General features: G+C 66.0%; 24 protein-coding genes. 12 read left to right on the top strand and 12 right to left on the bottom strand.

Annotated elements, in window-relative coordinates:
• The first annotated feature begins 23 nt into the window (after positions 1-23).
• The 5 genes from AL755_RS19035 (at position 24) to AL755_RS19015 (ending at position 4,660) form a co-directional block, all read left to right on the top strand.
• Entirely contained in the window at positions 24-473 is a 450-nt protein-coding gene (locus AL755_RS19035; protein WP_054012344.1) for an FAS1-like dehydratase domain-containing protein, read from the top strand.
• Positions 473-898: a MaoC family dehydratase gene (locus tag AL755_RS19030; protein WP_054012343.1), complete on the top strand. Its 426-nt coding sequence runs from the start codon at positions 473-475 to the stop codon at positions 896-898. Before AL755_RS19035 ends, AL755_RS19030 begins: the two co-directional genes overlap by 1 nt.
• Positions 895-2,220, top strand: coding sequence for an MFS transporter (locus tag AL755_RS19025; RefSeq protein WP_054012342.1), 1,326 nt, complete (start codon positions 895-897; stop codon positions 2,218-2,220). Before AL755_RS19030 ends, AL755_RS19025 begins: the two co-directional genes overlap by 4 nt.
• The gene (locus AL755_RS19020; RefSeq protein ID WP_054012341.1) at positions 2,217-3,281 is read left to right on the top strand and encodes a UDP-N-acetylmuramate dehydrogenase; all 1,065 of its coding nucleotides are present in this window, start codon (positions 2,217-2,219) and stop codon (positions 3,279-3,281) included. Before AL755_RS19025 ends, AL755_RS19020 begins: the two co-directional genes overlap by 4 nt.
• A gap of 251 nt (positions 3,282-3,532) precedes the next feature.
• Positions 3,533-4,660 (top strand): fatty acid desaturase family protein, encoded by a 1,128-nt coding sequence (locus AL755_RS19015; protein ID WP_054012340.1) that lies wholly within the window; start codon positions 3,533-3,535, stop codon positions 4,658-4,660.
• Positions 4,661-5,118: 458 nt separating this feature from the next.
• Here AL755_RS19015 and AL755_RS19010 read toward each other — a convergent pair whose 3' ends face one another.
• Positions 5,119-6,516: a hypothetical protein gene (locus tag AL755_RS19010; RefSeq protein ID WP_150117180.1), complete on the bottom strand. Its 1,398-nt coding sequence runs from the start codon at positions 6,514-6,516 to the stop codon at positions 5,119-5,121.
• Positions 6,517-7,024: 508 nt separating this feature from the next.
• Between AL755_RS19010 and AL755_RS19005 the strand changes: the two genes are divergently transcribed.
• Positions 7,025-8,143 (top strand): winged helix DNA-binding domain-containing protein, encoded by a 1,119-nt coding sequence (locus AL755_RS19005; protein WP_054012338.1) that lies wholly within the window; start codon positions 7,025-7,027, stop codon positions 8,141-8,143.
• A gap of 80 nt (positions 8,144-8,223) precedes the next feature.
• Here AL755_RS19005 and asd read toward each other — a convergent pair whose 3' ends face one another.
• The 9 genes from asd to AL755_RS18960 form a co-directional block, all read right to left on the bottom strand.
• Positions 8,224-9,360 (bottom strand): aspartate-semialdehyde dehydrogenase, encoded by a 1,137-nt coding sequence (gene asd, locus AL755_RS19000; protein ID WP_054012337.1) that lies wholly within the window; start codon positions 9,358-9,360, stop codon positions 8,224-8,226.
• An 89-nt stretch (positions 9,361-9,449) separates the two neighbouring features.
• Complete coding sequence (locus AL755_RS18995; RefSeq protein WP_054012336.1) at positions 9,450-10,034, bottom strand: dihydrofolate reductase; 585 nt, start codon at positions 10,032-10,034, stop codon at positions 9,450-9,452.
• The gene (locus tag AL755_RS18990; RefSeq protein ID WP_054012335.1) at positions 10,031-10,849 is read right to left on the bottom strand and encodes a thymidylate synthase; all 819 of its coding nucleotides are present in this window, start codon (positions 10,847-10,849) and stop codon (positions 10,031-10,033) included. Before AL755_RS18990 ends, AL755_RS18995 begins: the two co-directional genes overlap by 4 nt.
• A 9-nt stretch (positions 10,850-10,858) precedes the next feature.
• The gene (locus AL755_RS18985) at positions 10,859-11,287 is read right to left on the bottom strand and encodes a GntR family transcriptional regulator (protein ID WP_054012334.1); all 429 of its coding nucleotides are present in this window, start codon (positions 11,285-11,287) and stop codon (positions 10,859-10,861) included.
• Between the two features lie 6 nt (positions 11,288-11,293).
• Complete coding sequence (locus tag AL755_RS18980) at positions 11,294-12,931, bottom strand: hypothetical protein (protein WP_054012333.1); 1,638 nt, start codon at positions 12,929-12,931, stop codon at positions 11,294-11,296.
• Positions 12,932-13,156: 225 nt separating this feature from the next.
• The gene (locus AL755_RS18975) at positions 13,157-14,125 is read right to left on the bottom strand and encodes an NUDIX hydrolase (RefSeq protein ID WP_054012332.1); all 969 of its coding nucleotides are present in this window, start codon (positions 14,123-14,125) and stop codon (positions 13,157-13,159) included.
• Positions 14,125-16,368 carry an RNA degradosome polyphosphate kinase gene (locus AL755_RS18970; protein ID WP_054013200.1) on the bottom strand — a complete coding sequence of 748 codons (2,244 nt, stop codon included), beginning with the start codon at positions 16,366-16,368 and terminating at the stop codon, positions 14,125-14,127. Before AL755_RS18970 ends, AL755_RS18975 begins: the two co-directional genes overlap by 1 nt.
• Positions 16,369-16,455: 87 nt before the next feature.
• Positions 16,456-17,442 carry a mycothiol synthase gene (gene mshD / locus AL755_RS18965; RefSeq protein WP_054012331.1) on the bottom strand — a complete coding sequence of 329 codons (987 nt, stop codon included), beginning with the start codon at positions 17,440-17,442 and terminating at the stop codon, positions 16,456-16,458.
• A 260-nt stretch (positions 17,443-17,702) separates the two neighbouring features.
• Positions 17,703-18,722 carry a hydroxyacid dehydrogenase gene (locus tag AL755_RS18960; protein ID WP_054012330.1) on the bottom strand — a complete coding sequence of 340 codons (1,020 nt, stop codon included), beginning with the start codon at positions 18,720-18,722 and terminating at the stop codon, positions 17,703-17,705.
• Between the two features lie 208 nt (positions 18,723-18,930).
• On the opposite strand from AL755_RS18960, the gene AL755_RS18955 reads away from it, so the two are divergent.
• A complete protein-coding gene (locus AL755_RS18955) occupies positions 18,931-20,079 on the top strand; it encodes a substrate-binding domain-containing protein (RefSeq protein ID WP_054013199.1) in 1,149 nt (382 codons plus the stop codon).
• Here AL755_RS18955 and AL755_RS18950 read toward each other — a convergent pair.
• Positions 20,076-20,774: a winged helix-turn-helix transcriptional regulator gene (locus tag AL755_RS18950; RefSeq protein ID WP_054012329.1), complete on the bottom strand. Its 699-nt coding sequence runs from the start codon at positions 20,772-20,774 to the stop codon at positions 20,076-20,078. The genes AL755_RS18955 and AL755_RS18950 overlap by 4 nt on opposite strands.
• 151 nt (positions 20,775-20,925) lie before the next feature.
• Here AL755_RS18950 and AL755_RS18945 point away from each other — a divergent pair, with 151 nt between their 5' ends.
• The 5 genes from AL755_RS18945 to AL755_RS18925 all read left to right on the top strand — a co-directional run bounded on the left by AL755_RS18945 (position 20,926) and on the right by AL755_RS18925 (position 25,984).
• Positions 20,926-21,660: a hypothetical protein gene (locus tag AL755_RS18945; RefSeq protein ID WP_054012328.1), complete on the top strand. Its 735-nt coding sequence runs from the start codon at positions 20,926-20,928 to the stop codon at positions 21,658-21,660.
• 149 nt (positions 21,661-21,809) lie between these two features.
• A complete protein-coding gene (locus AL755_RS18940; protein ID WP_054012327.1) occupies positions 21,810-22,409 on the top strand; it encodes an FABP family protein in 600 nt (199 codons plus the stop codon).
• Positions 22,410-22,683: 274 nt separating this feature from the next.
• The gene (ygfZ, locus tag AL755_RS18935; RefSeq protein ID WP_054012326.1) at positions 22,684-23,781 is read left to right on the top strand and encodes a CAF17-like 4Fe-4S cluster assembly/insertion protein YgfZ; all 1,098 of its coding nucleotides are present in this window, start codon (positions 22,684-22,686) and stop codon (positions 23,779-23,781) included.
• Between the two features lie 97 nt (positions 23,782-23,878).
• Positions 23,879-24,442: a PadR family transcriptional regulator gene (locus AL755_RS18930; protein WP_054012325.1), complete on the top strand. Its 564-nt coding sequence runs from the start codon at positions 23,879-23,881 to the stop codon at positions 24,440-24,442.
• 45 nt (positions 24,443-24,487) lie between these two features.
• The gene (locus AL755_RS18925; protein WP_054012324.1) at positions 24,488-25,984 is read left to right on the top strand and encodes a DHA2 family efflux MFS transporter permease subunit; all 1,497 of its coding nucleotides are present in this window, start codon (positions 24,488-24,490) and stop codon (positions 25,982-25,984) included.
• Here AL755_RS18925 and AL755_RS18920 read toward each other — a convergent pair.
• A complete protein-coding gene (locus AL755_RS18920; protein ID WP_054012323.1) occupies positions 25,932-26,654 on the bottom strand; it encodes a GNAT family N-acetyltransferase in 723 nt (240 codons plus the stop codon). The two genes, AL755_RS18925 and AL755_RS18920, sit on opposite strands and share 53 nt — an antisense overlap.
• Positions 26,655-26,671 lie beyond the last annotated feature (17 nt).

Genomic DNA, 26,671 nt, shown 5'->3' with positions numbered 1-26,671 from the left:
GCCCAAACTGTAGGCTGGAGGCCATGAGTATCAATCCGCAACTGCAGGGGCGCAGCTACCCCGCCGGCGACGTTTACAGCGTCGGCCGCGAGTCCATTCGGGACTTTGCCCGGGCCGTCAAAGCCGCCCATCCCGCCCACTTTGACGTTGCCGCCGCGCAGGCCCTGGGTCATGCCGACCTGGTGGCCCCGCCGACGTACGCCATCATCGTGGCCCAACGCGCCGACGCACAGTTGATCAACGATCCAGACTCCGGCATCGACTTTTCCCGCGTGGTCCACGCCGAGCAGAAATTCACCCACCACCGCGCCATCGTGGCCGGTGACGAACTAGTCGCCGAACTCCACGTCGACACCGTCCGTGCCATGGGCGGCGGCGCCATGATCACCACCCGCGCCGAAATTTCCACCGTATCCGGCGACGCCGTCGCCACCACGGTTTCGGCCATTCTGGTACGCGGGGAGGGACAATAATGAACTTTGCAGAACTCGTTGTGGGCCAGGAGATCGGCTCGCGCCGCATCGACATCACCCGCGCGGACCTGGTCAAGTATGCCGGTGCGTCCGGGGACTTCAACCCGATCCACTGGAACGAACGGTTCGCCCGGGAGGTGGAACTGCCCGGCGTCATTGCCCACGGCATGTTCACCATGGGTGCGGCGGTGCAGCTGGTGACCGATTGGGTGGGCGACCCTGCGGCCGTCCTCGGCTACGGAACCCGCTTCACCAAGCCCGTCCCCGTGGCGGACCTTGACGGGGCCCCGGGTGCCGTGGTCGACGTCGTGGGCGTCATTGGTGCGCTGGACGCGGACGCCTCCACGGCCCGCATCGATCTCACCGTCAGCCTCGATGGACAAAAGGTTTTGGTCAAGGCGCAAGCCACGGTCCGCGTGGCGTGAACGGCGTCACCGCCTGGCGCAACGGTGTAGTCACCGCCTATGCCGGATCCGGACTGGTCTTCGCCACTTGGGTGTCCCGTCTGCCGGCCATCAAGTCCGATTTGGGGCTGACCCCCGGCTCCGTGGGACTCATGCTGCTGTGCATGTCACTGGGGTCCTTCATCTCCGTCGGCGCGTCCGGGCTCGTGGTGCTGCGGCTGGGATCCAAGCTCACCTCCCGGCTGGGCAGCCTGATCCAGGCAGTCGGCATCATCACGATTGGGCTGGGTGCGACCGTTTTCGCAACACCCCTCGTGGTGGGCGCGGGCATGATCATCGTGGGCTTGGGCACGGGCAGTTGGAACACCGCCTCCAATATTGAGGGCGCTGCCGTGGAGCGGGCGCTCGGCCGGCACATCATGCCGCGCCTGCACGGTTCCTTCAGCATCGGCACCGTGGCCGGCGCAGGGCTTGGCGCCCTCGCCGCCTCGGTGCACCTGCCCGTGGCCATCCACCTGTCCGTGATCGCCGTCCTTGTCAGCGTTGCCGTGTGGATCGGGGCCGGCCACTACCAGGCCGACCGCCGCCAGCCCGGTGCCGTCATGGTCGACACCACCGTCAACACCGACCTCGACGCCGTTCCCGGCACCGGTCCCATCCCCATCGTCGCGACGGCCAAAACGCCTGGGCCGGCCGCGACCGCCGAGGACGCCGCCAAGCGGGCCGGCAAGGAAAAGATCGCCGCCGCCTGGAAGGATCCGCGCACCCTGCTGCTGGGTGTGCTGGTGCTGGGCCTGGGCCTGGCCGAGGGGGCCGCGGGGGACTGGGTGGCCCTGGCCCTCGTGGACGGGTACGGGGCAAAACAGGACATGGGCGCAATCGGCTACGGCATCTTCGTCTCCGCCATGACTATAGGCCGCTTTGCCGGAACCGTCGTGCTGGACAAGTATGGCCGCGTGATCGTGCTCCGCGTGGGGGCCGCCCTGGCCGTGATCGGACTTGGCTTGTTCGTCTTTGCGCCCAACCAGCCGCTGGCCCTGACCGCGCTGGTCTTCTGGGGGCTGGGCTCCGCGCTGGGCTTCCCCGTGGCGATGTCGGCGGCGTCGGACGACCCCGAGCACGCCGCGGCCCGCGTGTCCGTGGTCTCGACCGTCGGCTACGGCGCGTTCCTGGGCGGCCCGCCGCTACTGGGCCTGCTGGCCGAGCACGTGGGCGTGCTGCATTCGCTGCTGGCAGTCCTTGTCATGCTCGTGGTGGCGTTCTTCCTGACCCCCGTGGTGCGCAAGCCGAAGTATCTGGACAACACGGGACCCCACGCCTCCCGCGATACTGTAGAAGCGTGAATGAGCAAACTTTCCTGCACTCCCTGACCACGCTTGGCGTGGGCGGCCCGGCCCGCACTTTCGTCCAGGCCACCACGGAGGCGGAGATCATTGCCGCCGTGCGGCAGGCGGACGACGCCGGCACCCCCCTGTTAATTGTGGGCGGCGGCTCCAACCTGGTGGTCTCCGACGACGGCTTTGACGGCACCGTGCTCAAGATTGCCAGCACGGGCTTTGCCGCCAGTTCCGAGGACACGTGCGGGGGAGCCTCCGTGGTGGTCCAGGCCGGCCATGACTGGGACGACTTCGTCCACCAGTCGGTGCTGCACGCCTGGAGCGGGCTGGAGGCGTTGTCAGGCATTCCCGGCGCGGCTGGGGCGACCCCCGTGCAAAATGTTGGCGCCTACGGGGCCGACGTGGGCCAAACCATCGCCTCCGTCCGGGTGTGGGACCGCGAACGCAGCGCCGTGCGCACCTTCACCAACTCGGAGCTGAAATTTGGCTACCGGGACTCGATCATCAAGGCCGGGACGGTCAACGGCTCCCCGCGCCACGTGGTGCTGACGGTGGAATTCCAGCTGCTGCTGGGCCGCATGAGCGCGCCCATCAAGTATGCCGAACTGGCCCGCCGGCTCGGCGTCGAGGTGGGCCAGCGCGCCAATTCCCTCGAGGTGCGCCGCGCCGTCCTTGCCCTCCGCGCCTCCAAGGGCATGGTGCTTGACCCGGCGGACCGGGATACCTATTCAACGGGCTCCTTCTTCACCAACCCGATCGTCACCCCCGAGGCGGCCGACGCCCTGCCCGCGGACGCCCCGCGCTACCCGGGCGCCGGCGGCGTGAAGCTCAGCGCCGCCTGGCTGATCGAGCGGGCCGGCTTCGCCAAGGGCTTTGGCCTGGCCGACGACGGCGTTGCGTCCGGACGTGCGTCCCTCTCCACGAAGCACACCCTCGCCATCACCAACAGGGGCGGGGCATCGGCGTCGGACGTCCTGGCCGTGGCCCGCACCGTCCGCGACGGCGTGCAGGCGAAATTCGGCATCAGCCTGCACCCGGAACCCGTCCTGGTGGGCTGCTCGCTCTAGGCGGACCGGCCGGCGTCGAACTCGTGGCGGGTTGTGCGCACAACACTGTTCCGCGCAAAACTCGCGGCGGGTTCCCCGCAGAACAGTGCTGCTGGCTGCCTGCGGCCGGCGCACCCCTACCCGGGTAGGGGGTCAAGACGGCTCCCCGGTGTGATGTGCGCAGGCGCCGCGTTCCGTAGCGTTAATGAAAGATTCAGACCTTTCTATTAGCAGGGTGCCGCAGGCGTGATCGCGGCATCATGAGGAGCACGATGTCGTCGGCAACCATTGACAGCACGGACGTACTTGACGAGGCGGAAGCCGTCCTTCGGGTGGCGAAAAAACGCCCCGCGCGGGACCGGCACGTCACGGACTTCATCGCGCTGACCGAGCAGGTGCGGGCCGCCGGGCTCATGGAGCGGGAGATCCGCTGGTACGTGTTCCGGATGATCCGGCTGGGACTGGGCTTTGCCGCCGTCGGCGTCATGTTCGTGACGCTTGGCCAAAGCTGGTGGCAGATGCTTACCGCCGTGCTCTTCGCCATCATGTGTACGCTCACCGGTTTCCTTTCCCACGACGCCGCCCACCGGCAGATCTTCGCCTCCGCGAAGAAGAACGCCTGGACGGCCGTCATCTCCGGCAACCTCTTCGTGGGCCTGAGTCACGGCTGGTGGATGAACAAGCACGGCAAGCACCACGCCAACCCCAACAAAATTGGTGTTGATACGGACATTGCCGCCGGCGCCCTCGTCTTCGACCCGGAATCCGCCTCGCAGCGGACCGGCTTCGCCAAGTGGTTTGCCGCCCGCCAGGGCTGGTTCTTCTTCCCGTTGCTGACCCTGGCCGTGCTGGACCTGCACATCAACTCCGTGCGCCGCGTCCTTGACCGCAAGCACGCCATGCCGCACCGCAAGGTGGAAATGGCCCTGCTGTTCATCCGCCTGGTCATGTTCCCCATTGCCGTGCTGCTGTTCCTGGGCCCGGTCTTCGGCATCGCGTTCCTGGTGGTCCAGGAACTGGCGCTCGGCCTGTACATGGGCGGCTCCTTCGCCCCGAACCACAAGGGCATGCCGCTGGTTCCGAAGGACGTCAAGATCGACTTCATGCGCCGCCAGACCCTCATGAGCCGCAACATCTCCGGCGGTTGGATCGTCGACGCCGGCATGGGCGGGTTGAACTACCAGATCGAGCACCACCTGTTCCCCACCATGTCCTCGCGGAACTTGAAGCGGGTCCAGCCGATGGTGCGCGCCTACTGCGCCGAACGCAACATCATGTACACGGAGACCACGCTGGCCAAGTCCTACATGATCGTCATGCGCTACCTGAACCGCGTGGGCCTGGGCCAGCGCGACCCCTTCGAATGCCCCGTCACCGCGCAGCTCCGCTCCGCCCGCTAAGCGACGCTGTATCACCTTTGGCACGCTTTTGGCCGACGCGGTATCACTTTTGGCTTGCTTTTGGGCAACGCGGTATCACCGCCGGGTCTAGATTTGATCCATGAGCGTCACGCCCGCCACCCTTGCCCGGCTCCGTCTGGCAGCCCAATGGATTTTGCCTTCGTCCACCAGTCCCACTCCGGGACCGGTGGACGTTGTGCGTTGGATGACCGCTCTGCAGGGCCAAGACTTCCCGGGCGCGCAGTGGTCGATCGGATTGCGCAGCCCGGGCAGATAAGACCTGCATATCGTCTCGGCTCGGTGCGAGGTCGCTTGAGTGCGGGGATCACTTTGCCTGCCGTGCTCGGAATGGGTATTTCCCTCAACCGAATTCAGGCGCAAAAACGTCTAAAGGTGCTGGGCTAACCGCCGACATATCCACCTCAGTGGCGTACTCCCATTTTCAGCGCAAATCCGGATTAAAAGAGTGCAGACGGCGCCTCGGGGTCCTGCAGATATTGATCGAAGGGATGGTGCCATGACTCAGCGCGATAGTCGCCGATGCCTTGAGCCTGGTTAACTGGATCCCCGGGGTCGCCAATGCCGTCCATCGCAGCAGTCCAGAGGAACTCCACGTCCTCATCTCCTGCCAAGGCCCCCGGGACTTCATCCCAGTCGTAATCGGGGCCGTCGTCGGCCTCGTGAGGACCAAGCTCGACAGATTCAAATTCCTTGCCCCTAGGAAGGCTTGCGAGCTGGTTGCGGAGGAAGAATGTTCCCTCAATCTCTTGGAGCGCCGCTTTGATCCAGCCATCCCGACATGCGATGTAGATTAGCGCCTCCTCGGCTGGAGTTCGCGGATTCCATTTTTCGCCGGTGCGCATCGCCTCGATAAGGCGAATGCACGCATTGCCCAGTGTCACCCACCAGATGCGAGGCTGGGACAACACAACTGTTGGAAAGTCATGCATAAAGTTGTCGTTGTCAGGCTGCGGGCTTTCCTCTGCCCACGCTTCAAGTCCGGATTCCAGCAGTGACAGGATTCCGGAGAGCGAATTCCAAAGGACAAATCGAGTGCGTGCAGTCATTGGCCAGGGGCTCCAGCCGCTGTCCATGAAGCACTGCCAATCCTCAAGTTCATCTGCCTCGGTGTCCTCGGGAATGTCCTCACCGAAGTACTCGACCACCCACGCCGCCTCGGAATCGTAGGTCCCGGACTCCAAATCCTGCTTGACTCCATCGATGACCCAGACCCAGTATGCTCGAGTCTTCTGGGTTGTCCACCGCGGGTCGTTAAATACTTCCTTTAGTTCCATCGGCCCGAACATGCGCCGTTCTATTGGCTCGGGTTCGTCGACAAGGGGCCAGGCAGATCCCACCTTTTCAGGAGTGACCTCGGCCTCGCCGGATAGGACACGAACTCGACAAAGAACGTTGCCGGGTTCGTCCCGGTAGTTGTCGATGAGGGCCTGGAGGCTCAAATCATATGCCGCGGCAGCAGTGGACGACAGGTCGTCGGCTCCCGGAGTAAATGCGTACAACTCACGCACTACGGTCATTGGGTGGCCGTCGCTCCCGAGTGCCAGCGATGCAGGTGACGGCATTGCCAGAAGCGCCTGATTGCAGGCAAGCACGACAGCTTCCGGAAGTTCGGTCGCAGTGTCTTCCCAAGCGCGTCGATCCCCGGTCCACGCTGCGTTTGTCAGTGCAGATAGAAGTCGGTTGGCCTCGGAGTCTGTTCCCACGCTTACTGTGGTGACTGGGACGAGCAATTTGGAATGGGAGCTGAAGTCACCAACGAAAAGCCTAGCTTTGCCGGGTGTTCGTTGGATGAAGAAGGTAGAAGGGGGCGAGGGGTACGAGAGTTCTTCAGACATAGGACATTCCCAAAGTGGCAGCGGATATGACCTCGTACGCACCGCTACTTACAGTGCGTTACAGTCAATTGAACAATGAAAGCCGCGGGTCCCGTTACTGACGAGACTGCCCAACCACAATCACCGTACACCGGCACAGGCGAGAAGGATAGAGGCGGGGACTGCGCGGATTCGAGTTTGAGAAATCCTCGAACATGGTCGATTCAAATGGCTTCAACGGATTCGACGTTGATCGAGTTTGCTGTAACAACCGACTCGACAATCGCCCTGCCTTTGGTAAAGGACTCGGGGTGCACCTGCGGTTCCCCATGTATCCCATTTGTACTTCGATGTCGTAGATCAGGGGAGTCGAGCAGTTCATCGCTGCCGCTATCGCGGACTGTCCCCGCAGGTCAGGGCTGCACTGCAGAGGCCTCTCGCCAATCCGCTCCGCCCGCTAACCGACCCCGTATCACTTTTGGCGCGCTTTTGGGCAACGCGGTATCACCGCCGGGTCTAGATTTGATCCATGACCGTCACGCCCGCCACCCTTGCCCGGCTCCGTCTGGCAGCCCAATGGATTTTGCCTTCGTCCACCAGTCCCACTTCGGGACCGGCGGACGTTGTGCGTTGGATGACCGCTCTGCAGGGCCAAGACTTCCCGGGCGCGCTGTGGTCGATCGGACTGCGCAGCCCCGGCAGCACCCGGGAGGACGTTGAGGGAGCCTTCAACCGCGGGGAGATCGTCCGCTCCTGGCCCCTGCGCGGCACCCTGCACGTGAGCGCAGCCGAGGACCTTGGCTGGATCCTCTCGCTCACCTCGGAGCGGATGCTCAAGTCCGTGGCGTCCCGGCACCGCCAGCTGGGCATCACGACGTCGGATCTCGGGCAGGTGCGCGAGGTTGCCCTCTCGCTGTTGGAAGCGGACGGCTCGGGGGAGGTGCCGCGGGCCGGCCGGGATGAACTTTTCGCCGCCTTCGAAGCGGCGCGGCAACCCACCCAAACTCAACGCGGCATGCACCTGCTGTGGTTGCTGTGCGTGGAGGGGACACTGGTGCAGGGCCCCATCACGGGCGGCGCGGGAAGTGGAACCGCCCAATACTTTGTCCGCACGGACCAATGGATCACGGCGCCACGGACCCTGCCAAGGGAGGCCGCCCTGGCCGAATTGGCGCTGCGTTACTTTCGCGGCCACGGGCCGGCCACCGTCAGGGATTTCCAGTGGTGGGCCAAGCTCACGCTCGCCGACATCAAGATTGGCCTGGCCCAGGCCGGGGACCAACTCGAATCCGTGCAGTGCGAAGGAGCCACCTACTATTTGGCTCCGGAGACGGCCGAGCTCCTCAAAGGAACCGTGCCGGGTGCGCGGTCGGTGCTGTTGCTGCCCGGATTCGATGAGTATTTGCTCGGCTACACGGACCGCAGCGCAGCCCTGGCACCCGAACACGCGGACCTCACGGTGCCCGGCGGAAACGGCGTGTTCAGGTCCACCGTGGTGACCGGCGGCAAGGTGGCTGGGACCTGGCGCAAGGCACCCGCGGCGAGCGGCGCCGTCGTGCTTTCCGAACTCTTTGGCGAGCTCAGCCCAAACCAGGTCAAGGCGCTGGAGAAGTCGGCCGAAGCCTACGCGAAATTCCTCACCCCTTAAACGACTGTGTTGCACTTATTGGACGAAAAACGCCTTGGGAAGCGCTATCCGGAGCAATAAGTGCAACACAGACGAGGTGGCTAGAGCGTGCCGACCGCGATCTTGAGCATGCGGCGCAGCGGCTCGGCGGCGCCCCAGAGGAGTTGGTCGCCCACCGTGAACGCGCTGATGTACTCCGGACCCATCTCCATCTTGCGGATGCGGCCCACGGGAACGTCCAGCGTGCCGGAGGCGGCCACCGGGGTGAGATCGGCCATGGAGGCTTCCTTCGTGTTGGGCACCACCTTGGCCCACTGGTTGTCGTTGGCCAGCAGTGACTCGATCTCGGCCACCGACAGGTCCTCGCGCAGCTTCAACGTGAGAGCCTGCGAGTGGGAGCGCATGGCACCGATCCGCACGCAGAGGCCGTCCATGATCACGCGGTTGGCGTCGGAGGTGCCCAGGATCTTGTTGGTCTCCACCCCGGCCTTCCACTCCTCCTTGGACTGCCCGTTGCCCAGGTCCGCGTCGATCCAGGGGATCAGCGAGCCGGCCAGGGGGACGCCGAACTGGGTGGCGTCGACGCCCTCGCGCTGGTGGGCCAGGACCTTGCGGTCAATGTCCAGGATGGCCGACGCCGGGTCGTCCAGTTCGCTGGATACCTCGGAGTTGAGCGTGCCGAACTGGCTCAGGAGCTCGCGCATGTGCCGGGCGCCGCCGCCGGAGGCAGCCTGGTACGTCATGGACGTGCCCCACTCGACGAGGTTGTTCTTGAACAGTCCGCCCAGGCCCATGAGCATGCAGGAGACGGTGCAGTTTCCGCCCACGAAGTCGCGCGTTCCGCCGGCCAGGCCGGCGTCGATCACGTCGCGGTTGATGGGGTCCAGCACGATGATGGAGTCGTCGTTCATGCGCAGCGTGGACGCGGCGTCCAGCCACAGGCCGTCCCAGCCGCGCCCGCGCAGCTCGGTGTGCACGCGCTTGGTGTAGTCCCCGCCCTGGGCCGTGACGATGATCGGCAGCTTGGCCAACGTGTCAATGTCAAAGGCGTCTTCGAGCTTTCCGGCATCGCCGGCGCCGGCAATCACCGGGGCGCTGCCGCCGGCGTTGGAGGTGGAGAAGAAGACGGGGTTGATGTCGCCAAAGTCGCGCTCGGCCTGCATACGCTGCACCAGGACCGAGCCGACCATGCCGCGCCAGCCAACCAGGCCGACGGAAGGAACACTGTTAGAGGTCATGCCCCCAGTTTAGAGGGGGCGTCCCAAACCAAGAAGTTCGTTTCACTGGGTGAACGTGGGCCCCGTACGGCGGCGCGTTCCAGCGAACCCTATTCGGCGACGAACTCAGAATCGCCCTTGGCCCACAGGGTGAAACGGTATTCGGTGCCGTTTTTGGCCGTGTGCCAGCCCTCCTTGGGGGTGGCGCCGCGGAAGCTCCATTCCGGGCCCAGTGCCGGCGCCTGGGTGTCTCCGGCCACGTCCGTGTTGATGACGGTGATGACCGCGACGTTGCAGTCGTCGATGGCTTCCTCGAACACGTGCCCGCCGCCAATGACCCACACCTCGTCGCCGCCGGGGGAGAACTGCGCCTCCACGAGGGCCTCCTCGAGCGAATCAAGCACGACGGCGCCGCCCGCCTCGGGCGTTGCGGCCCACCCCTCCTGGCGGGTCAGCACGATGTTGGTGCGGCCCGGCAGCGGGCGGAACTTCGCCGGGAACGAATCCCACGTCTTGCGGCCCATGACCACGGGATGGCCGTCGGTGACGCGCTTGAAGTGGGCCAGGTCCTCGGGCAGGTGCCACGGCATGCCGCCGTCGGCACCGATGATGCCCTGGTTGCTCTGGGCCCAGATCATGCCCACGATGGGTTCGTTGAAGCGGTAAAGCGTGGGGAGGGAAGCGGGCTCGCTCATACGGCTATCGGCGCCTTAATCGTGGGATGGTGCTGGTAGTTGACCAGCTCAAAGTCTTCAAAAGTGTAATCGAGGATCGATTCCGGCTTGCGGGCGAAACGCAACTGCGGGTACGGGTACGGCTCGCGGGAGAGCTGCTCGCCCACCTGCTCCAGGTGGTCGTCGTAGATGTGCACGTCGCCGCCGGTCCAGATGAATTCGCCCGGCTCCATGTCCAGCTGGTGTGCCACCATCATGGTCAGCAGCGCGTAGGAGGCGATGTTGAACGGCACACCCAGGAACGTGTCAGCGGAGCGCTGGTACAGCTGGCAGCTGAGCTTGCCTCGGCCGTCGGCGGTCGGTTCCACATAGAACTGGAAGAAGGCGTGGCACGGCGGCAGCGCCATGTTCTTCAGCTCGCCCACGTTCCAGGCGGACACGATGTGCCGGCGGGAATCGGGATTGGAGCGCAGCGATTCCATGACCTGGGTGATCTGGTCGACGTGTTCGCCGTCCGGGGTGGGCCAGGAGCGCCACTGGACGCCGTAGACGGGGCCGAGCTCGCCGTCGTCGTCGGCCCATTCATTCCAGATCTTCACGCCGTTCTCCTGCAGCCAGCGCACATTGGAGTCCCCGCGCAGGAACCACAGCAGCTCCATGGCGACGGATTTGAAGTGCACCCGCTTGGTGGTGATCAGCGGGAAGCTTTTGGAGAGGTCAAAGCGCAGTTGGCGGCCAAAAACGCTGCGCGTGCCGGTGCCGGTGCGGTCCGATTTCGCGGTGCCGTGGGCCAACACATCGCGCAGCATGTCCTCATACGGGGTTGGAATACTCACCCCACCAGTCTACTGGCCCTGCCCAAACCGTCCGGCTGGCGGGGCCGATTGCTGCAGGCTGCCACGCAGCAGCGCCAGGATGGTCTTGTCGTCCAGGCCTGCCAGGCGGCCCGTCCGGATCAGATGCTCGACGGCGGCCATCACCTCCCGCTGCCCGCCGGCCGAGCCTGTCGAGACCACTGGTTGGGCTGCTTGGATTCCGGCCACCACCGTCCCCTGCCGCCGGTTGGTGGTGACGGTGCCGGCGGCTTCGAGTTCCTTATAGGCGCGCGCCACGGTGCCCGCGGCGACGCCGAGGTCGGCGGCCAGGCTGCGGACGGTAGGCAGCCGGGTGCCGGCCCGCAGCTGGCCCACGGCGATCAGCGAGCCGATCTGGCTTTGGATCTGTTCATACGGCGGTGTCGCCGTGCCGAGATCGATGACAATGCGGGCCTCCACGATCGGCTACCTCGCCGCGCCGGAGGTGCCGGATCCGGCCGGGGCATCGTGTTGGGCGTAGTCCGCCGGTGCCAGGCGGCGCACCGGATAGATCAACAACAGCGCCGCCAGGGCAATGCTGATGCCGCCGATGGCAGGCATGTTCAGTTGGACGGCCAGCGGGTTGGGATCCGTCTCCCACGGAACGTCCAGCAGCAGCGCGCCCAGGATGGCGAACCAGCCGGCCGCCACGGTCCGCGCAATTCGGAACAAGGAGCGCCGCCTCAAGTCCGCATCCATCCTGGGCGTGGCCTGGTTCAGTCCGGGTCGCCGAAGCACGGGCCATGCCGCCAGGGAGCCCGCGGCAGCGACCGCCAGGGCGCAGCTGGCCGGAACCAGGATGAGCGACGTCGGCCCACCCTGTCCGTACCAGCCTTCGGAGCCGCCCAGGCCCGCGGTTGCCGCGCGCAGGGCTAGGTTGATTGCCAGGACCAGGCCGCTTGCCGCAATCGCGAGCGCTGCGTACAAGGGCCAGGGGAGGGCGTCATCCAAACGGTTCCGGGAGCGGCCCGGTGTTGCGTAGTTGCGGCGCAACAGTACCTCCAGCCCGCCGTACGTCAAAAGGACAAAAATGATGCCGGTCAATGCCGGACCCAGCCAGCCAAACCAGGTGGTGAGTAGCGCGCCTGCGAGGACACCGACGACGGCGGCGGGCACCACGGCGGCCGCGCCGGAGTCGGCCAGCCTGAGTGCCGGGTTGCCTTGTGGAGTCCGGGAATCATAGGGGTCGGACGTTGCCTTCAGCGCCGGCGGCCGCCACCAAAGCATGGCGAACAACACCGCGATGTTGGCAAGGACCAGCCAGTTGGTCGGAGACTCCGGGGAGGGTTGAAACAGGAAATTGCCGGCAATGGCGCCAAGTCCCGAGGCGACTGTCGCGGACACCCGCAAAAGCCGGTTCATGCCGATGACCCGAAGAGTCGAGTTTTGTTCGTGGCTCAGGTTTTCCAAGGAACGGCGGGACGCAATGAGGCGCATGACACCGTAGGTCCCCAGCGCCAGTGTGATGAGTGCGGCCCCTAGCGCGGTGGCCAGGACCCAGCCCGGAACGCGGCCGTCCGGCGTGGCAAACGACGATCCGTCCGTGGTGGTCCGGGCGGGCAGCGCGGGAAATCCGGGGGCGAAAGCCAGCCAGATAAGGGTGCCGGCACTTAATGCAAAGACGCCCAGGACTGTCCACGCCAGGGCGGGCTCCATGAAGGCGCGCACCCGGCGGAACTCCAGAACTGCAACCCTCTTGGGGGATTTTGGTGCCGGCCAGGTGAGTTGGCCGACCAGGTGGACCAGCAGGACCGCTGCGATGGGGCCAAAGAGAGCCATGAACGGGATCGTGGCCCAAGGGTCGGCGGGGATGGTGGCCGACGGATTTGCCGGGTCGATGACTTGCCCGGCTGGGAGCAGTCCTGCACGGTTCCCGCCGGACAGGCTGCTCAGCGCCCAGGCGATGACCCCGGTCCACAGGGCGTGTTTGCGCACGTGTTCCAGTGACTTGTCCTGTCGCGGCGCCCATTTCACGAGGCGCTGGTATAAATACACCAGCAGTGCGACGATGACGCCCACGGTGCCAATTAGTACGATCAACTCGGCCGGATTTGGTGCAAGCATGATTCCCCCTCAATCTTTGTACCAATCGTAAGGTACAAAGTGGATGAGTGGTCGGATCACCACCAAAACACCGTTGAGGGCCCAGATAATCCCCACGCACTCCCATCTTTATCGCGCCGGGCGCGATAAAGATGAGTCCCTCGGGCCCAATTATCTGGGCTCTCAACGGTTTTGCTGGGGATTATCTGGGCCCTCAACGCGGGGTGAGAACCTCAATGAAGCGAGTCAGTCCTCGTAGGGTTTGTGCTGTTCGATCGCCACGATCCGCCCCGGATTGTCGATCGAGACATGGGCCACCAGGACTTCGCCGGGAGCCAGGTGCGGGTCCAGGACCGGCAGCACGCCGGCAAGGGCCGGGTCCATATGGGTTGCCAGGGTGGCCAGAACCGTGGGCAGCACTGGCCGGTGGGTGCAGACGGCCGTGGCGCTGGACTTGGCGAGCAGCCGTTCAATGACGGCGGCGGCCTTGGCCGGGTTGCGTTTGTGGTCGGCCTCGGTCAGCGACGGCACCACCTTGACCTTGGCTTTCGTGGCCTGGGCGTACGGCGAGATGGTGGCAATGCAACGCATCCAGCCGCTTGTGACGATCCTTTCCGGGTGCCAGGACATGAGCAGCCGTTGCAGGTACAAGGCCTGGCGCCGTCCGGTCGCGGCCAGCGGCCGTTCACCCTCGGCCCGGGTCCAGGCCGCACGGGGCTTGGCCTTGGCATGCCGAACCACCAGCAGCGGCCAGGTTGCAAGGGTCCCCGCCTCGTGGGCGGCCAGCAGTGCGTCGAGGGGTTCGACGTCGGACGGGTTGGACAGCAGCCCGCGCGCCTTGGTGGGGCTGCACCAGATGGTGGCGTCCACCTCCTTGCCGTCGGGAATGGGCGGCATGTCATCGACCGGTGCGGCCCAGTAGTGGACCTCCTTGAGCCCCGGCTTCACCACGTATCGGATTGAGGGCAGGGGAATGCCAAGGGTGATGGGCAGGCCCACTTCCTCGTACACTTCCCGCACGGCGCACTCGGCCAGGGTTTCGCCGTTGTCCAGCTTGCCCTTGGGCCAGGACCAGTCATCGTAGCGCTGGCGGTGAATGAGCAGAAGCTCGAGCTTCTTTTTCTTCACGCGCCAGCACAGGGCTCCGGCGGCGTAGACGGAAACGCCCGTGCCGCCGGGGTCGGCCACGTCTTCAAGATGTTCGGTGCTGCGCATTACGGGTGGAGGGTTAGGCGCTGACGCGAACGGCTGGCCAGAAGCCAGGATTGGACGTCGCTGAGCAGATTGCCGTCAGCGTCGCGGTGGTGGCGGGTCCATTCGCCGTCGTTTTCCAGGTGCCAGCTGGAGGTGCGTTCGTCCAGGTACCGATCCAGCAGGGACATGACATGCGAGATGTCGTCCTTGTTGCCGAGCCGGACCAGGGCCTCAACCCGGCGGTCCAGGTTGCGGTGCATCATGTCCGCCGAGCCAATGTAGACGATCGGGTCCCCGCCGTTGGCGAAGGTGAACACGCGCGAGTGCTCCAGGAACCTGCCCAGCACGGAGCGGACGGTGATGTTCTCGCTCAAGCCGGGCACGCCCGGGCGCAGCGAGCAGATCCCGCGCACCACAACGCCCACCTCCACGCCGGCCTGCGAGGCGCGGTACAGGGAATCGATGATGGATTCATCCACCATCGAGTTGACCTTGATGCGCACCTGCGCCGGAAGCCCGGCCCGCTTGTTCGCAATTTCGGCGTCGATGCGCTCGATCAGGCCCGAGCGCACGGAGCGCGGCGCCACGAGCAGCCTGTCGAACGTCGTCTTGGGGGCGTAGCCGGAAAGCTGGTTGAACAGCTTCGACAGATCCTCGCCCACCTGGTTGTCGGCCGTGAGCAGGCCCAGGTCCTCGTAGTAGCGGGCGGTGCGCGGGTGGTAGTTTCCGGTACCGATGTGGCAGTACCGGCGCAGGCCGTCCTGTTCCTGCCGCACCACCAGGGAGAGCTTGCAGTGCGTTTTCAGCCCCACGATGCCATACACCACGTGCACGCCGGCCTGTTCAAGCTTGCGCGCCCAGGAGATGTTGGCCTGTTCGTCAAAGCGGGCCTTGATCTCCACGAGGGCCAGCACCTGCTTGCCGGCCTCGGCGGCGTCCACCAGGGCATCGACAATGGGGGAGTCGCCGGAGGTCCGGTACAGGGTCTGCTTGATGGCCCTGACCTTGGGGTCGGAGGCCGCCTGCTCCAGGAACGCCTGCACCGAGGTGGAGAAGGAATCGTAGGGGTGGTGCAGGAGGATGTCACGACGGCGCATGGCGGCAAAGACGTTGGCCGCCTTGGCCGTTTCGGACTCGTTCAGGTCCCGGGACGTGTGGGCCACGTGCTTGGGGTAGCGCAGGTCCGTGCGGTCGATTCCGCCGATGATCGACAGTCCGCGCAGGTCCAGGGGGGCCGGCAGGGTGTAGACCTCGGTTTCCTCGATGTCGAGTTCACGCACCAGCAACTCCAGGATGTTGGGGTTGATGTCGTTCGTGACCTCGAGGCGCACCGGCGGGCCGAACCGGCGGCGCAGCAATTCCTTTTCGAGGGCCTGCAGGAGGTTCTCGGCGTCGTCCTCCTCCACCTCGAGGTCCTCGTTGCGGGTCACACGGAAGGTGTGGTGCTCCAGCACCTCCATGCCCGGGAAGAGCTGGTCGAGGTGCTCGGCAATGACTTCCTCGAGCGGGATGAAGCGGGCCACCCGGCCGGGCACGGTGCCGGCGCGCGGGCCGTCCACGGACACCAGGCGGTCCAGCAGGTCCGGCACCTTCAGGCGGGCGAAGAGTTCCTTGTCGCTGACCGGGTTGCGGACCACCACGGCCAGGTTCAGGGAGAGCCCGGAAATGTACGGGAAGGGGTGTGCCGGGTCCACGGCGAGCGGGGTCAGAATGGGGAACATCTTTTCCGCGAACATCTTGCTCAGCTGGCTCTTGGCGGTGTCGTCAAGTTCATTCCAGTGGACCAGGTGGATGTGTTCGTAGGCCAGCGCGGGGCGCAGCTGGTTGGCAAAGACGTGGGCGTGCCGGGCCTGCAGGGCGTGCGCGGCGTCGCTGATCTGCTCCAGCACCTCGATGGGGCTCAAACCGGCGGGGGAGGGCACGGCGAGGCCCGTGGCGATGCGGCGCTTCAGGCCGGCCACCCGGACCATGAAGAACTCGTCCAGGTTGGAGGCAAAGATGGACAGGAAGTTCACCCGCTCCAGCAGGAACAGATCGGGGTCCTCGGCCAGTTCCAGGACGCGGGAGTTGAAGGCCAGCCAGCTCAGTTCCCGGTCAAGGAATCGGTCGGGGGTGATCTCGCCGTCCGGCATGAGATTCGGCTCAAACTCGGGGATGTCGATCCGGTCCTGCGTGGCCCGGGCGGCCGGAACCTCGCCGGAGCCAAAACGTTCCCGCCCAAACGACGCCGCGGTTTGCACCGGTCCCGTGTATTCGCGTTTCATCGGTAGATCCTCAAAGTCGGTGCTGCTTTGCTTCAACATTACAAGCCCAAACGGGCCACGGCGGAACTGGTTCCGTGCACGAATGCCTCAGGCCGGCGACACCGGCCCGTACATGACGTCGGAGTCCCATTTGGTGAACCCCAGCCTGCGGTACAGGGCCACGGCGGCCTCGTTGTCGGCGTCCACGTACAGCATGATCGCGTGCAGGCCGCGCTGGTGCAGGTACTCGATGCCCTGGCTGGTCAGCGTCCGGCCCAGGCCCATGCCCTGGGCGGCGGGGGTGACGCCGACGACGTACACCTCGCCGATCGCGGCCTGGCCGGCGCGGGCCGGGTGGACCTTGGTCCAGTGGAAGCCGAGGATTTCATCGTCGCCGTTGACGGCCAGGAAGAAGCCCGCAGGATCGAACCAGGCCTCGGCCATGCGCGCCTGCAGGTCCGAGAACGTCATGGAGCCTTGTTCCGGGTGGTGGGCAAACGCCGCCGCATTGGCCGCAAGCCAGCCGGCCTCGTCCTTTCCCGGGACAAAGGTACGCAGATGGACGCCGTCAGGCAGTTGGGGGGTGATGGCAGGGGCGGGCTCGGTGGGCGGCGCCTGCCGGACCAGGCGCATGCGCCAGAGGTCCCGGATGGCCCGGTAGCCGTAGCTGGCGGCGAGGTCCGCGGCCGCCTCATGGTCGCCGTGGGACCACGCCTTGATGCCCTGGAGCCCGCGCACCTCCACGAGCTTGTCCACCAGCATGGTGCCGACGCCTTCGTTGCGGTAGGTGGGGTGGACGGCGATCTCCAGCACGCCCTCCCCGCCGTTAAGGACGACGACGGCGACCCCGGCCAGGTCCGCCCCTTCCGCATTCTTCCCGGAGGTTTCCTCGGGGGCGTGGGTCAGCAGGGTCAGGACGCTGCGCCCGTCTGCCTGTGCCGCCTTGAGCTCCACAAGGGTTTGCTCGGAGAACGGCGGATTTCCGTCCGCATCCTCCGCCGCATCCAGCAAGGCCAGGATGGTGCGCAGGGCATCGGGTTCGGGGGTGCCCGGGATTACTGTTACGGGCCAGCTGCCAGTCTTTGCGGGGCTCATGACCACAGCCTAACGGGCACGTGCTGCCCAGCGCGAGACACGGGCGCGGATGCGTAGTGTTTGGCCACTTGTCGAGGTTGCGGACGGCCGGCCCAGTGGAGGCCCCGAACGGGCCGGTTTGCATGGGAGGGGAAAGCTGGCCTATGGTTTGAGTGCAGCAAAACCGGGGGGATGCACCAGTGGGGTGTCCTCGATACGTTCGACCCGTATGTCCTCCACCAAGGAAAGGCCCGCTCCATCACGGAGCGGGCCTTTCGCTTTTAAGCAATCAGTTCCAGGTCCTCGGCGCGCACCTGGAAGGCGAGCGGCTCATTGTTGAGGTAGCGCTCCAGCTCGTCCAGGGCCAGTGTGGACATGCGCCGGGTTTCGGTGCCCAGGGAACCGGCAATGTGCGGGGTCAGCACCACGTTGGGAAGTTCGTACAGCACGGAGGTGGCGGGCAGCGGCTCGGGGTCGGTCACATCCAGGATGGCCGTGATGCGCCCGTCCCGGCAGGCATCCTCCAGGGCGGCAGTGTCCACGAGGGAGCCGCGGGCCGTGTTGATGAGCGTGGCGTTCTCGGGCAGGGCGGCAAGTTCCGCGGCACCGATCATGTGGCGGGTGCCGGGCAGCTCGGGGGCGTGCAGCGACAGGATGTCCACCTGCGGGATCAGCTCCGCCAACGGCAGCAGGGTTGCCCCGGCCGCCGCCACTTCCGCCGGATCCGCGTAGGGGTCGGCCACCAGAACCCGGACGTCGGTGAGATGCCGCAGCAACTCCACCACGCGCCGGCCGATCCTCGAATAGCCCACCACCCCGATGGTGCGGCCCACATTGCCAACTTCCCCGCGCAGGCCGCCATAGGCGTTGCTGCCGCGGAACTCCCGTGCGTCATTGGCAAGCACCTGGGCGCGTTTGCCGGCCAGGATGATCGTGGCGAACGTGAACTCGGCCACCGGAATGGCATTCGCGTCCGCCGCCGTGGACACCACGATCCGCCGCTCCCACAGCGCGTCGCTGGCCAGCGGCCGCACTGTGCCGGCGCAGTGGAACACCGCGCGCAGCCGCGGCATCCGGGCCAGCACGCCGGCGTCGAGCCGGGGAGCTCCCCAGCTCGTGAGGAGGATTTCAACCCCACCCAGGACACTGGCGACGGCGGGATCCGCCAGGGAGTCGGTCCACAGGGGCTCCGCCAGCTGGACCAGCTGCCCCAACCGGTCCAGGCGAGGGCCGTCGAACTGGTCATGGAACGTGCCCCGGTCCATGACCAGGAGTGCTTTTGGACGGGTTTCTTCCACCATGGTCGGAGGGCCTCTCGAGTTGCGTCATTTGGAGGCTCGGGCGCACACAATATCCCTTGCCAAGCTTCTCGAATCAGTACATACTCAGGATCGAATCGAGTCAATCAAAGTGAACAGATTCGATCAAGAACATTCAATGGTGGTCGCGGGATGGAAGTCTGCCTGCCCGCCGCCGGTCCACCCACCCTTCATCAAGGACACCAAGCGCATGAGCGAGAGCCAACCCCGTACCGCGGGCCTCACCTTGTTTTCCGCACAGCGCCGGCAACGGATCATGGACGAACTGCAGGCACGCGGCGCCGTCACTGTCCGGGCCATCGCGGCACAGCTGGGCGTGAGTGAGCTGACCATCCGGCGGGACGTGAACGCCATGGCCGGCCTGGGGTTGCTGCAGCGGGTGCACGGCGGTGCCACGCTTCGCAACGAACCGCTGCCACCGGCCGCACACACGGTTCCCGGTGAGCCGCGCTTCACGATCGGCATGGTGGTGCCCTCCCTTGACTACTACTGGCCGCAGATCATCAACGGGGCCCGGACCGAGGCCGACAACCGGCAGGCGCGGATTGTGTTGCGCGGCTCCAGCTACGACGCCGCGGACAACCGCAGGCAGCTGCAGCGGCTCGTGGACAGCCGGACCGTCCACGGCTTGATCGCGGCCCCGGTCACCACGGGACGGGACGGTGGGGAGCTGCTGCGTTGGCTGAATGCCCTGCCCATCCCCGTGGTGCTGGCCGAGCGGCGTCCGCCGGCGTCGATCCCGGCCCAGAAACTCGAGTGGGTCGCCACCGACCACGCTTTTGGGGCGGGCCTCGCCGTGCGGCACCTGTGGAAGGAGGGGCACCGGCGGATTGGCGTCCTGGCTGGACACGACAGCCCCACGACCCAGTCCGTGGTCCACGGCTGGGAGCAGGCGCTGATGGCGTTGGGCCTCCCCGTGGCGGACGCCGTGCGGGAGAGTCCCGACGCCGCGGCCATGGCGGACGGCGGCGCCTATTTTGAGCGGATCCTCCAGCAATGCCGTGCTGCCGGCACCACGGCCATGCTGGTCCACTCCGATTCCCTGGCCCTGGCGTTCCTGCAGCACTGCCAGGATGCCGGGCTGTCGATCCCGGAGGACATGGCGGTGGTCAGTTACGACGACGAGGTGGCCCACCTGGCCGAGCCGGCCATCACGGCGGTGCGGCCGCCCAAGTCGTACGTCGGCAAGGTGGCCGTGGAAATGATTGCGGCCCGGCTGGCGGAGGGGCACCGCCGTCCCGTGCACAGGATCAACCTCAACCCCGAACTGATCATCCGGGCCTCCTCCGTGGGCGGCAGGCGGGCAGCCAAAGGTTGGGGGCCCAGAGGTGAGGCTTAGGCGTCGGCGAGTTCGTCGTCGGGCTGTTTGGAGATCGTGAGCCGGTAACCCACATTCCGGACGGTGCTGATCAGGTTCTCGTGGTCGGAGCCGAGCTTGGCGCGCAGGCGCCGCACATGGACGTCCACGGTGCGGGTGCCGCCGTAGTAGTCATAGCCCCACACCTCGTTGAGGAGCTGGGCCCGGGTGAACACGCGCCCCGGGTGCTGGGCCAGGTACTTGAGGAGCTCGAACTCCTTGTAGGTCAGGTTGAGCACCTTCCCGTGGACCCGTGCCGTGTAGCTGTCCTCGTCGATGATGACGCCGGCGGCCTGGATCTCCTGGGTGACGGATTCCTCGGCTCCCGTGGACCGGGTGAGCGCCAGGCGGATCCGCGCCTCGACCTCGGCGGGACCGGCGGACTCGAGGATCACGTCGTCGGCCGCCCAGGACGCCGACACGGCGGCCATGCCACCCTCGGTCAGCACCAGCAACAGCGGCACGCTGATCCCCGTGGCACGCAACAACTGCGTCAACGAGCGGGATCCGGCCAGGTCCTTGCGGGCATCGACCATGATCACATCGGAGGGCTTCGCATCCAGCAGGGCGGTGGCCACCGCGGGCAGTATGTGGACGGAGTGGCTGAGCAGTTCCAGGGCAGGCAGAACATCCACGGAGCTGCCGTGGTTGTTGGTCAGCATCAAGATCTGCGACAAGGTTCCTCCAAAGTGCGGGGTGCGCATCTTTGAGCGACGGACCACTGGACCCCGACGAACCGGCTTCCCGGCGCGGCTTGTTGGCGTGGCCAAAAGGTCCGGCCCGTGGGTTGTTCCACAGTGTACCGAAAGAATAGGGCAGGATTGGTGTGTGAAGTCATCATTTGCCGGACTCGTTGGAATCGTTGCGCTCGCCGCCATAGTCGCCGGGCATGCCCTGGGGCTTGGCTACGGCATCGGGGTCGGTGTGGTGCTGTCCGTGGTCTTTGGCCTCGGCTGGCCCCACTATTTGGGGATCCCCGCTAAGAAAACGCTGGGAACCGTCGTCGCGCTCACGGGTGCCGCGTCGTCGCTGACCGCCGGGCTGAGCGCAGGCCCGGACTACCTGGTGTGGACGCCGCTCTTCATTGCCGTGGGCTTCGGCGCCGTCCTGGTGGTGCAGCTGATCCGCGGCACGGGGCAGGCTCACCGGCTTGAATCAACGCTGGGAGCCGGCACCGGCGTTGCCATTGCCGGCTTTGTTGGCGGCTGGGTGGCCTCGTACCGTTTCCTTGGCGATCCCGGAATGACCCTGATCACCGCCATCAGCGCCGCCGTGGCATTGCTGGTCGGCATGCTGCCTTGGCCCGACCGGGTAGGCGCCCCGCTCGCCATTGTGTTGGCCGCCCTCGCCGGCCCGCTGGCGGCACTCGTGTTTTCGGACCTTCGCATTGTGCCGGCCGCCGTGCTGGGCGCCCTCGTCGCCGCGGTGATTGCCAGCTTCCACCGCCTGCGCACCCTCACGGGCGCCCCGCGCAACCTTTTCGGCGCCCTGTCCGCGGCCCTGGGCCCCGTGCTCTCGCTGGGTGCGCTGGTCTATTTCATGGATAAACTGCTGTTAACTTAGCTCCGCACCGATCACTGTAGGATGGCATTATGAGCGTACTTGCCTTGGAAATCTTCTTCATCTGCCTGCTGGCCATTGCCGGCGTGACCATGGCCTGGTTCGCCGGTCTCGTGGTGTGGCGTTTGTTCAGGGGCCAGCAGTAACCTGCCATGGCCATTGAGATCCCCACGGACCTGATTCCGGAACTCGTCCCGCTTTCCTGGCTGCTGGGCACCTGGACCGGAAACGGCCGGCTCGGCGCCGGTGAATCCGATTCCGAGTACTTCACCCAGACCGCCACCTTCACGGACAACGGCCTGCCCTACCTCCAATACACGGCCGAGTCCTGGCTGACGGATGAGGAGGGCACCATTTTGCGTCCGCTCTCCGTCGAGACCGGTTTCTGGCAGCTGGACAGGACCCTGAACGACGCCGACGGCGGCCCCGGGCTGATCCCCGCCGACATCGTGCCCGCCCTGCGCACGGCCGACGACGTCGAGGCCCTCCGCAATGCCGACGGCGGCTTTGACATCATGGCCTCGATCGTCCACCCCGGCGGCATCTCCGAGCTGTACTACGGCAGCATCAAGGGCCCGCAGGTCCAGCTCTCCACCGACGCCGTCATGCGCGGTGCCGGCTCCAAGGAGTACACGGCCGCAACCCGCATCTTCGGGCTCGTCAACGGCGACCTGTACTGGCGCTGGGACGTGGCCGCGCAGGGCAAATCCCTCGAAGCCCACGCCTCCGCAGCCCTCCGCAAGGTCTCCTAACGCTCCCTCCGCTGGTCGAGCCTGTCGAGACCGAGTGCCAGGCGCCGAGCCGCTGTTTTTGAAAGTCCGGCGTAAAGGAGACCGTAAGGCCGCCCGCCGCGCAGACCCGGGCCCGAGTGCCAGCGGCAGGGCCGGCGTTTTTTGTAGGCGACGTAAAGGAGACGGCAAAGGCCGTCCACGGCCGTGGCGTCGGATAGTCGCCGGAAAATGCTGGACCCGCCGCTGCCCCGCCCTGGCACGGAATAGCCCGCCAAGAGAAGGTGTTGCACCCGTTATGAGCTATTTGAGTCCTTTGCTGAACCGCCATGGTGCCGTACAGGCGGGCGGCCTGGACGCCGGCGTCGCAGCCCACTATGGGGACCCCAACCGTGAACAGCGGCTGCTGGCCGGCTATAACGGCAAGCCCGGCACCGCCGTCGTCGACCTTTCGCATCGCGGCGTTGTCACGGTGACCGGCCCGGACCGCTTGAGCTGGCTGAACACGCTGTCCTCGCAGAGCCTGAGCAACCTTGCCCCGAAAATCGGCACCGAACTGCTGCTGCTGAGCATCCAGGGCCGGATCGAGTTTGATGCGCGCGTGGTCGACGACGGCGAAACGGCCTGGCTGATCGTCGAGGCCGAGGAAGCCGCGCCGCTGGCCGCCTGGCTGACGTCCATGAAGTTCATGCTGCGCGTGGAGATCGCCGACGTCACGGCGGACTGGGCGGTGCTGGGCTCCGTGGTGGAGGTTCCCGAGTGGGAGTCGCTGCTGGTGTGGACCGATCCGTGGCCGAACATCGGCACCGGTGGCTACAGCTACGCGGCCATCGAGGAAGACAAGCACCCCGGGCTGGAACGGCCCTGGCACGAATACCTGGTGCCCGCGGCCCAACTCGAAAGTACTGTAGGTGACCGGCCCCTCGCGGGGGCATGGGCCGCCGAGGCGCTGCGCATTGCCGCCTGGCGCCCGCGCCGCGGGGCCGAGACCGACGACAAGACCATCCCGCATGAGCTGGATTTGCTGCGCACCGCCGTGCACCTGGCCAAGGGTTGCTACAAGGGCCAGGAAACCGTGGCCCGTGTCCACAACCTTGGCCACCCGCCGCGACGGCTCGTCTTCTTGCAACTGGACGGCTCCCAACACACCATTCCGGCGCCGGGCAGCGAGGTGTTCGCGGGCGATCGGAAGGTGGGCGTGGTGACCAGCGTGGCCCAGCACTATGAGATGGGGCCCATCGCGCTGGCCCTCATCAAGCGCACCGTGGATCCCGAAGCGGACCTCACGGTGGACGACGCCGGCGAAAAGTACGTGGCGGCGCAGGAGCTGATTGTGGCCACCGACGCCGGCCAGGTGGTGGGCCGGGCCTCCGGTTTCCTGCGCGCTCCACGCTAAGGCAAAAAGTTCGCCAGCAATGTGGCACGGATCATTGCCCGCCAATAGTCCACGTGGAATAATTCTTGTGGACTACAAGTTGTGAAGGACGCGGGCCGTGACAAAAAATGCACAATTGACGCCCCTGGGCGTCTCCGCCCTGGGGTTGCTGGCTGAACGGCCCATGCACCCGTATGAGATGTACCAGTTGCTGATCCACCGCCATGAGGACCGATTGGTCAAGGTCCGGCCGGGCACGCTGTACCACACGGTCGGCCGGCTGGCCGCTGCCAACCTCGTGGAACCCGTGGGCACCGACAGGGAGGGGAACCGTCCCGAACGCACCACCTACGGGATCCTTCCGGCGGGCCGGGTGACGTTGGAACGGCGCATCAAGGAATTGCTCGCGGTCCCCGTCAACGAATACCCGCGCTTCCCCCAGGCCCTGGGGGAGGCGCACAACCTGCCGGCCGGCGTCGTCGTCGAACTCCTGGACCAGCGGCTGGCGGTCCTGGAAGCGGAGCTGGCGGAGCTGGACTCCCAGGCCGCCGAGGTCGGGGCCAAGGGCATTGAACAAAAGTTTTGGATCGACCTCGGCTACCAGCAGGCGCAGTTGGGGGCGGAAATCCGGTGGGTGGGCAGGCTTCGCGCCGGCATCGACTCCGGCGCCATCCCCTGGTGAGAACCGCCGGCACAGAATTGCTTTTACTAGATTAAGGAAACACCCATGGAAACCGTGGCAAAACCGTGGCCCGCGTTATGGGCGCTCGTGCTGGGCTTCTTCATGATCCTGGTCGATTCAACCATCGTCTCGGTGGCCAATCCCAAGATCCTCGAGGGCCTGCACACCGACATCAACTCGGTCATCTGGGTCACCAGCGCCTACCTGCTCGCCTACGCGGTCCCGCTGCTGGTCACGGGCCGGCTGGGCGACAAGTACGGGCCCAAGAACCTGTACCTGATCGGCCTGACTGTCTTCACCCTGGCCTCCCTGTGGTGCGGACTCTCCGGTGACATTGGCACCCTGATCCTGGCCCGCACCGTGCAGGGCCTGGGCGCGGCCATGATGACGCCGCAGACCATGGCCGTCATCACCCGCATCTTCGCCCCCGACAAGCGCGGCCCCGCCATGGGTCTCTGGGGCGCCACGGCCGGCGTCGCCATGCTCGTTGGCCCCATCCTTGGCGGCGTCCTGGTGGACGGGCTGGGCTGGGAATGGATCTTCTTCGTCAACGTCCCGGTTGGCATCGTGGCCTTCATCATGGCCTGGCGCCTGGTGCCGAAACTGAAGACGCACGACCACAAGTTTGATCTCCTGGGCGTGGCGCTGAGTTCCGTGGGCCTGTTCATGCTGGTCTTTGGCATCCAGGAAGGCGAAAAGTACAACTGGGGGACCATCGCCGGACCCATCACCGTGTGGGGCCTGATCATCGCCGGCATCGTGGTCCTGGGCTTGTTTATCGGTTGGCAGGCCGTCAACAAGGGCGAGCCGCTGATCCCGCTGTACCTGTTCAAGGTCCGCAACTTCTCCCTGGCCAACATCGCCATCACCGGCATGGGCTTCAGCATCACGGCCATGACGCTGCCGTTGTTCTTCTACTACCAGCTGGTTCGCGGCATGACGCCCACGCAGTCGGCGCTCATGATGGTTCCGATGGCGCTGTTCTCGGGCATCCTGGCGCCGTTCATCGGCAAGCTCGTGGACATCGTCAACCCGCGTTATGTGGCGTTCGTGGGCTTCATCCTGATGTCGGTGTCCTTGTTCTGGACGTCTTCGCTCATGAGTGCGGACACCCCCATCTGGCTGTTCCTGCTGCCCAGCGGCCTGCTGGGCATTGCCAGCTCCGGCATCTGGGCGCCGCTGTCCACCACGGCCACCCGCAACCTGGGTCCGCGTGAAGCGGGCGCCGGCGCCGGCATCTACAACACCACCCGCCAAATCGGTTCAGTGTTGGGCAGTGCCGCCATCGCAGCACTGATCGCCGCCCGGCTTGCCGCGGAAATGCCCGCAGGGGCAGGGCAGGGCGTCGGGGGAGGCTCCGGCCAGTTGCCGGAGTTCCTGCGCGCCGGTTTCTCCACGGCCATGAGCCAGTCGGTGCTGCTGCCGGCCGCCACGGTGCTGATCGGCGCCGCAGCCGCCATCCTGTTCGCCAAGCCGCGTGCCGTTGAGGCTATCTTTGCGGACTTTGAAGGGAAACCGACGTCTGCAGCCCGGCCGCAATAAAGCCTGCCGAAACTGCGAGTGCGCGGGCGGGTGTGTTGTTCACATCCGCCCGCCACTGCAGGATCAGTCCGGAGGCCAGGGCCTCATGGGCGGCAATATTGGTGGCCAACAGGCCCAGCCCCCGCCGCCTGAAATCGGGAGCCACCAGGGTGCCCAGCTGCGCCAACAGCCCCTCATACTCGGCGTAGGCGCCGGTGGCCACGGGATGCGCGTCGCTTTCGCCGGAATCCATGAGGGTGAACTTGTGCGCCAGCCTGGCAAGTCCGACGTCGTTCACGTCGTCGGGCGGGCACAGCGCCTCAAGTGCCACGGCCTCGGGATTTCCGTGGGAGACCGTGACGGAGGCGTCTGGCTGCCGCAAGGGTAGATCGTCCGCGTAGGAGAGCGAATGGGTGCCGCCGCCGCGACCGCCAAAGTCCCGGGTGAGGCGCAGCATGAAAGCGTGCTCGGCCAGTTCCTCATCCGTGCACTTTTCGGCGGCGGCCACCACGTCCGCGGGTCCCGAAAGGATCGACTGGTCCCACAGCCTGACGAACGTCAGGGCGCCCGAATCGGTGACATGGGTGATCCGGCTGCCGTCATCGCCGGAAATCAGGGTGTGGGCGGGCAGGCCCAGGCCGCGCTCCCAGGCCAGCCGGACAATGGGGGCGCTGCTGTACTCAAAGGTCATGGGTTAAACGCTAACTC

Origin of the sequence: Arthrobacter sp. ERGS1:01 (assembly GCF_001281315.1) — a bacterium.
In the GTDB taxonomy this organism is placed as follows: Bacteria; Actinomycetota; Actinomycetes; order Actinomycetales; family Micrococcaceae; genus Specibacter.
Note: the sequence above shows the minus strand (reverse complement) of the source record. Positions and strands in the feature narration are given on the sequence as shown.

Bases quoted from the DNA above. Each gene is read 5' to 3' on its own strand.
- AL755_RS19035 (WP_054012344.1), top strand. From the start codon at position 24: ATGAGTATCAATCCGCAACTGCAGGGGCGCAGCTACCCCGCCGGCGAC.
- AL755_RS19030 (WP_054012343.1), top strand. From the start codon at position 473: ATGAACTTTGCAGAACTCGTTGTGGGCCAGGAGATCGGCTCGCGCCGC.
- AL755_RS19015 (WP_054012340.1), top strand. From the start codon at position 3,533: ATGTCGTCGGCAACCATTGACAGCACGGACGTACTTGACGAGGCGGAA.
- AL755_RS19010 (WP_150117180.1), bottom strand. From the start codon at position 6,516: ATGTCTGAAGAACTCTCGTACCCCTCGCCCCCTTCTACCTTCTTCATC.
- AL755_RS19005 (WP_054012338.1), top strand. From the start codon at position 7,025: ATGACCGTCACGCCCGCCACCCTTGCCCGGCTCCGTCTGGCAGCCCAA.
- asd (WP_054012337.1), bottom strand. From the start codon at position 9,360: ATGACCTCTAACAGTGTTCCTTCCGTCGGCCTGGTTGGCTGGCGCGGC.
- AL755_RS18995 (WP_054012336.1), bottom strand. From the start codon at position 10,034: ATGAGCGAGCCCGCTTCCCTCCCCACGCTTTACCGCTTCAACGAACCC.
- AL755_RS18980 (WP_054012333.1), bottom strand. From the start codon at position 12,931: ATGCTTGCACCAAATCCGGCCGAGTTGATCGTACTAATTGGCACCGTG.
- AL755_RS18975 (WP_054012332.1), bottom strand. From the start codon at position 14,125: ATGCGCAGCACCGAACATCTTGAAGACGTGGCCGACCCCGGCGGCACG.
- AL755_RS18970 (WP_054013200.1), bottom strand. From the start codon at position 16,368: ATGAAACGCGAATACACGGGACCGGTGCAAACCGCGGCGTCGTTTGGG.
- mshD (WP_054012331.1), bottom strand. From the start codon at position 17,442: ATGAGCCCCGCAAAGACTGGCAGCTGGCCCGTAACAGTAATCCCGGGC.
- AL755_RS18960 (WP_054012330.1), bottom strand. From the start codon at position 18,722: ATGGTGGAAGAAACCCGTCCAAAAGCACTCCTGGTCATGGACCGGGGC.
- AL755_RS18955 (WP_054013199.1), top strand. From the start codon at position 18,931: ATGAGCGAGAGCCAACCCCGTACCGCGGGCCTCACCTTGTTTTCCGCA.
- AL755_RS18940 (WP_054012327.1), top strand. From the start codon at position 21,810: ATGGCCATTGAGATCCCCACGGACCTGATTCCGGAACTCGTCCCGCTT.
- ygfZ (WP_054012326.1), top strand. From the start codon at position 22,684: ATGAGCTATTTGAGTCCTTTGCTGAACCGCCATGGTGCCGTACAGGCG.
- AL755_RS18925 (WP_054012324.1), top strand. From the start codon at position 24,488: ATGGAAACCGTGGCAAAACCGTGGCCCGCGTTATGGGCGCTCGTGCTG.
- AL755_RS18920 (WP_054012323.1), bottom strand. From the start codon at position 26,654: ATGACCTTTGAGTACAGCAGCGCCCCCATTGTCCGGCTGGCCTGGGAG.